3 protein-coding genes and 2 pseudogenes are annotated in these 6,043 nt (G+C 65.7%); 2 read left to right on the top strand and 3 right to left on the bottom strand.

Translation table 11 applies throughout. The annotated features are described in order from the left end of the window. Window positions 1-145: 145 nt before the first annotated feature. Window positions 146-1,108: pseudogene (locus J9892_RS19190) on the top strand (heme anaerobic degradation radical SAM methyltransferase ChuW/HutW); the annotation flags it as partial. 60 nt (window positions 1,109-1,168) lie between these two features. On the opposite strand, the gene xseA reads toward J9892_RS19190, so the two are convergent. Both xseA and J9892_RS19180 read right to left on the bottom strand, forming a co-directional pair. Then, window positions 1,169-2,530 carry an exodeoxyribonuclease VII large subunit gene (xseA, locus tag J9892_RS19185; RefSeq protein WP_052815262.1) on the bottom strand — a complete coding sequence of 454 codons (1,362 nt, stop codon included), beginning with the start codon at window positions 2,528-2,530 and terminating at the stop codon, window positions 1,169-1,171. Between the two features lie 108 nt (window positions 2,531-2,638). After that, a complete protein-coding gene (locus J9892_RS19180; protein ID WP_052815263.1) occupies window positions 2,639-3,538 on the bottom strand; it encodes a DMT family transporter in 900 nt (299 codons plus the stop codon). Between the two features lie 476 nt (window positions 3,539-4,014). Between J9892_RS19180 and J9892_RS19175 the strand changes: the two are divergent. After that, window positions 4,015-5,547: pseudogene (locus J9892_RS19175) on the top strand (alpha-amylase family glycosyl hydrolase); the annotation flags it as partial. A gap of 58 nt (window positions 5,548-5,605) precedes the next feature. On the opposite strand, the gene tnpA reads toward J9892_RS19175, so the two are convergent. Further along, a complete protein-coding gene (gene tnpA / locus J9892_RS19170) occupies window positions 5,606-6,010 on the bottom strand; it encodes an IS200/IS605 family transposase (protein WP_103261846.1) in 405 nt (134 codons plus the stop codon). Window positions 6,011-6,043 lie beyond the last annotated feature (33 nt).

Raw genomic sequence — 6,043 nt, 5'->3', positions numbered from 1 at the left:
GTCATCAATAACATTCATGCCGATCATGGTTTCCCATAGAGGAAAAAAGTGATCGGCCTGGGATGTTATTGGGCGATCGGCATGGATGTTATTGAGTGATCGGCATGAATGTTATTGAGCGATCGCCATGCGTGGGAATACGCACTTCCCCCTGACTTCGGATGTGGAGCTGACCCTGGAGGGGCGCCTCAACGGTTTCGATGACGCCAAGTGGGAGACCGCGCTGGCGGGGGGCTTCAACCGCTTCTCGTTCGGGGTGCAGAGCTTTGATACTCGCGTGCGCCAGCAGGCGGCCCGCTTCGACGACAGGGAGACCCTGTTGGCCCGGCTAGGGGCGTTGACCCGCCACGACGAGGCCGTCATCGCGGCGGATCTCATCTTCGGTCTGCCCGGCCAGGACGACTTCGTGTGGCGCCAGGACGTTGCGGACGTGATGGCGAGCGGCGTGCACGGGGTGGATCTCTACCAGCTCATCGCCATGGCGGGCACCAACCTGGCCCGCGCCGGGGAGAAGGGGACATTGGGCTGGGCCGCCGATGGCCCGCAGCGGGCTGCCATGTATGCCCAGGGCGCCCAAACGCTGGAGGCGGGAGGCTGGCAGCGCCTCTCCTGCAGCCACTGGCGGCGCACCCCCGCCGAGCGCAGCCGTTACAACCAGATGGCGAAGTGCGGCGCCGAGATCCTTCCCTTCGGGGCGGGGGCGGGGGGCAACATTCACGGCCACGGCCTGATGCAGGGGCGGGATCTGGCCGCCTGGCACGAGGCGCTGGCCGAAGGGCGACGCCCCCCAGGCATGGTGATGGGGCAGACCCCCGATGTGCGCATCGACGGTCTGCTGCGGGGAGGCCTGGACGCGGGCTGGCTGGATCTGACGTGCCTGCCTGCGCCGCTGCGGGCCCATTTGCTGCCGCTGTTCGAGCGCTGGCAGGCGCACGGACTGGCCGAGCTCGGTCAGGAGCGCCTTGAGCTCACCCTGGCGGGACGCTTCTGGAACGTCAATCTGCAGGCCGGGCTGTTTGAATACGTGCAACGCAACCCGCTGGCGGGGGAGCAGGGGGGCGCCGGGTCATCCGGCAACCGGGCGGCGGTACACCCCACCTTGGTGTAGAGGGTGGGAGAGGGAGGTGAAGTGCAGTGCAGCGGGGGCGCCATGAGTGCCCCCGCTGGGTTAGGGGTTGTGCACCTCTTCCACGCGCACCCGCAGCTGGCCCTCGGCCAGGGTGGTGACCAGGGGCTGGCCGACGTTCACCTGAGCGGCGCGGCTGATCACCTCGCCGGTCGGGGTGCGTACGATGGCGTAGCCGCGTCCCAGGGTGGCCAGCGGGCTGACCCCGTCGAGGCGTGCGCTCAGCATGGCGAGGCGGTGTCCGGCCACATCCTGGCGCCGGGCAATCAGGGCATGGAGCCGCTCCTCCGCGAGCTGGTGGCGGCGCTTGCCGGCGGCCAGCAGCTTCTCGGGGCTTTTGGCCTGCAGGCGCAGCTCAAGATTGGCCAGGCGTCGCTCCCCCTGATGCAGGCGGCTTGCCAGCAGTTGCTGCAGGCGGGCGGACAGCTCGTCGAGGCGCTGGGACTGCTGCTCCAGCCGGCGCTTGGGATCCTGGTGGTCGAGCCGCTTTTGCAGCAGGGCGAAGCCGTGGCGGGCGGCGGTCTGGTGGCGGTTCATGGCCTGGGTGAGCCGCTGGCGCAGGTGCACGAGGCGCTGGGCGCGGGCACTCCTGTCCGGCGCCACCAGCTCGGCGGCGGCGGAGGGGGTGGGGGCGCGCAAGTCAGCGGCAAAGTCGCTGATGGTGACGTCAACCTCGTGACCCACGGCGCTCACCACGGGGATGGCGGAGCCGTGGATGGCACGGGCCACCGCCTCCTCGTTGAAGCACCAGAGATCCTCCAGTGACCCGCCGCCGCGCCCGACGATGAGCACATCCACCTCGGCGCGCCGGTTGGCAAGCATGATCGCCGAGACGATCTGGGCGGTGGCGGCGCTGCCCTGCACCAGGGTCGGGTAGATGAAGACGGGCAAGTCCGGGGCGCGGCGGCGCAAGACGGTCAGCATGTCGTGCAGGGCGGCGCCGGTGGCCGAGGTGACCAGACCCACGGCGCGGGGCTCGCGGGGCAGGGGGCGCTTGGCCCCCTCGTCGAACAGCCCCTCGGCCCCGAGGCGGCGCTTGAGCTCCTCGAAGCGCAGGGCCAGCATGCCGTCCCCGGCGGGTTGCATCGACTCGATGATGAGCTGATAGTCGCCCCGGGGCTCATAGAGGGAGACCCGGGCCTGCACCAGCACCTGCATGCCGTCCTGGGGGCGGAACGGCACCCGGCGGTTGTTGCCCTTGAACATGGCGCAGCGCACCTGGGCCGACATGTCCTTCAAGGAGAAGTACCAGTGGCCCGAGCTTGGCATCGCGAGGTTGGAGAGCTCCCCGGTCAGCCACACCAGCCCCAGATCCTGCTCCAGGATCATGCGCACGGCGCTGTTGAGGCGGGTGACGGTAAAGATCTGCTGCTTGTTCTGGCTGGATTGGTTGAGCTGATTCAAGGCTGGCCCTGCTGTGGTGTCCGCCGGGGCGGGAGAAACGATGGGGGCCATCTTACCCCAGTTGTGCCCATCTGCCGAGCCATGGGGCCCGACAGATGAGGCTTTGCCCTACTCCTGCGCCCTGGCCGGCTTGGCGTGGCTGGTCACCAGCCAGACCGCGAGGCAGACCACGGCGCCGCCGAGCACGAAGCCGCCGGTGAGGGTTTCGCCAAGCACCAGATAGCCCCAGAGGATGCCGAACGGCGGGATGAGGAAGGTGACCGTGAGGGAGCGCAGGGGCCCGATGTCGGCGATCAGCCTGAAATAGAGCAGATAGGCGAAGGCGGTGCAGAGGAGCCCGACCGCCAGCACGCTGGCCCAGACCCCAGGCTGGGCCCAGTCGACGGCGGGCCCGCTCGTCAGGCTGTAGCCGAAGAAGGGGAGCAGGAAGAGGACGGCCCCGATCTGGCTGCCGAAGGCCACCAGCTTCGCGTCCAGTCCGCCCCGCTCGGTGATCCAGCGCCTCGTCAGGAAGCCAGCGCAGCCGTAGCAGGCGGTGGCGATGAGGCAGGCCAGCACCCCGATGGCGAGCTGACCGCTCAGGTCGACCTCCCCCGTGGTGGTGATGAGCCCGATGCCCACCAGCCCCAGCATGACCCCGGCCCACTTGCGCAAGGTCAGCTCCTCGTGAAAGAAGGAGAAGCCAATGAGGGCCCCCATCAGCGGCGTGGTGGCGTTGAGGATGGCCGAGTAGCCGGCGGGCAGCCAGAGGGCCGCCACGGCGTACATCAGGAAGGGCACGCCGGAGTTGATGATGCCGAGCACCATGATGGCTTTCAGCTTGCCGTGAAACTGCATGGGGGTGCGCAGCAGCAGGAGCATGGCGGCGAGCCCGACGAGGGCGAAGAAGACCCGCAGGAAGGTGGTGTTGATGGAGCCGAACGCCGGCGCCGCGATGCGCATGAACAGGAAGCTGGCGCCCCAGATGGCGGCCAGCGCCAGCAGCCTCCCATAATCCGATGGTCTCATCGTCTCTCCTTGAATGAGCCGCCCGGTGCCCGGGATGGCAAGGGCGGCCCTGCATCATGGCGGCAAGAGCCCCCAATGGCAACGGCGCCGTGCAGAGCGCTGATCCTACCCCCCGATACGGCCGTCACGGGGAGCGCCTCTCTATCCTGGGAAGTTCGACCCCATGCCCAGAAATGAAAGCGCTATCAATCACATACAGCTTATTTCCTGGTCTATGGCGGTCACATTTCGCACCTTATGGCCACGAATCGACCACGGCGACTTCTAGACTGGTCGGGCTCATCTGAAGGCGGGACGTCGCGGATGGGGGAATGCCGGGGCACACCGGCATCACACACAACACAATGAAAAACAAAGGACTATCAATGGCTAGATGGATACTCGTGGCCGGAATGTTGGGGACCATGATCACGCCGCCCGGGATGGCGGCGGAGTGGTTCTTCCGGGGCACCGCAAATGGATGGGCGGCGACCGCCATGGCGTCGACCGACGGCGTCAATTTTGAAACCTGCCAGCGCTTCGTGAGCGGCGACGCCAGTGGCGGGCCGCGCTTCAAGATAGACAGGTACGGCAACTGGCAGCAGAGCTACCCGGCGGCCGACTACGGGGTCAATGCCAACACGGCGTACCAGATCCGCATCAACGCCACGACCCAGGCGGTGAGTACGACGGCGGTCGCCAGTTGCGAGGCCTCGGGGTTTGCAAGCACTCTGCCGCAGCTCAATGTGCGCGGCACCTTCAACGGCTGGGCCAGCCTCCCCATGACCCTGATAGGGGATCACCTGTGGCAGGCCGAGGCCTACATGGATGGCAAGGCGAGCCAGCGCCTGAAGTTTGATCAGGCCGGCGACTGGGCCATCAACTTCGGGGACAGCAACGGCGACGGCGACATCTTCTGGAACGGCACCGGCACGGTGCGCATCCAGGTCAATGACCAGACCCTGGCCTACAGCATCGTGCCGCTTGGGGATGACAACCAGCCGCCGCTTGCGGTCATCACCCCGGGGGGCACGGTGAACGTGGCCCAGGGTGCGGCGCTCACCCTGAGCGGCAGTGACTCCACGGATCCCGACGGTCAGATAGCGAGCTATCTGTGGAGCAGCGGCGAGACCACGGAGAGCATGGTCGTCAACACGGCACAGACGGGCACCTTCACCTATGGCCTCACGGTCACCGACGATCAGGGGGCCAAGGGCAGCAGCAGCGTGAGCGTGGTGGTGGCCGCCGGACAGAGCGGCGACAGCTGGTACTTCCGCGGTACCCCCAATAACTGGGGTCTCACCCCCATGACAACCGAGGATGGCACCACCTTCTGCACCGAGCAGGCGTTTGGCAGCAGCAACCCCCGCTTCAAGATTGACCACAAGGGGGACTGGACCGAGGCCTATCCTGCCCAGGATTACCTGGTCAGCGCCAACACCCGCTATCGCATCTGCTTTGACAGCCAGCGCAAGGTCGTTGAACTCGAGACCCTGGCGGGGGCAGATGTGCAGGCCCCCACGGTGACCGCTACCCCGGCGCCGGGGAGTTATGTGGACAGCCAGTCCATCACCCTGGGAGTGAGCGACGATCAGGACGCCGCCCCCGCCGTGCATTTCACCACGGACGGCAGCCAGCCCACCACGGCGTCGGCCTGTTATGCAGGCCAGCCCCTGGTGGCGAACGACAAGGGGAGCGGCACGGACCTGGTGATCCGCACCCTCGCGGTGGACGAGAGCGGCAACCAGCGGGAGCAGCGCTTCGAGTACCGTATCGGCGAGCAGGGGGTGGCGAGCGGCGATTTTCGCGCCGAGAGCATCTACTTCCTGCTGACGGCCCGCTTCTATGACGGCGATGCCGGCAACAACTACCATAACCGGGATCGCTACAAGGCGGGGGATCCCCAGTGGCGTGGCGACTTCAAGGGTTTGATCGCCAAGCTCGACTACATCAAGGATCTCGGCTTCACCGCCATCTGGGTGACGCCGCCGGTGGAGAACCGCTCCGGCCTCGACTACCACGGCTACCATCTTAAATGCGAAAGGGGACTCCCTCCGACGTAGGTGGGAGGGGAATTTCGCCGGGGCGTCAGCCCCGCTGGTTTTGAATGTATTGCTTGATCACCTCTAACGGCGCACCGCCGCAAGAGCCCGCAAAGTAAGAGCGTGACCAGAGTACGGGTTTGCTGTAAGCACCCCTCAAGTCCAGAAATTCATTACGCAGTCGCCTTGATGTGACCGCCTTTAACGAGTTCACCAGCACCGATAGCTGCACTGTTGGGCCGTACTCTATCAGCATGTGAACATGATCAGCCTCTCCGTCACACTCTTTCAGTTCCGCACCAAAATCTCTGCAAACCTCTGCCGCACACTGACCGAATGAAGCGTGATGCAGATCCCCCAATATCGGCTTTCGATACTTGGTGATAAACACCAAATGTACGTGCAAAACGTAGGTCGCATGGCGTGATTTATTAATTTTAGTGAATTGCATTCTGTCACTCAATCGGGCTTAATAGATATGGCA

The organism is Aeromonas sp. Prich7-2 (genome assembly GCF_017939255.1).
In the GTDB taxonomy this organism is placed as follows: domain Bacteria; phylum Pseudomonadota; class Gammaproteobacteria; order Enterobacterales; family Aeromonadaceae; genus Aeromonas; species Aeromonas caviae.
This window is presented reverse-complemented; position numbering and strand designations above follow the sequence as displayed.

Excerpts from the sequence above, each read along its gene's own strand:
- J9892_RS19180 (WP_052815263.1), bottom strand. The coding sequence starts at position 3,538 with ATGAGACCATCGGATTATGGGAGGCTGCTGGCGCTGGCCGCCATCTGG.
- tnpA (WP_103261846.1), bottom strand. The coding sequence starts at position 6,010 with ATGCAATTCACTAAAATTAATAAATCACGCCATGCGACCTACGTTTTG.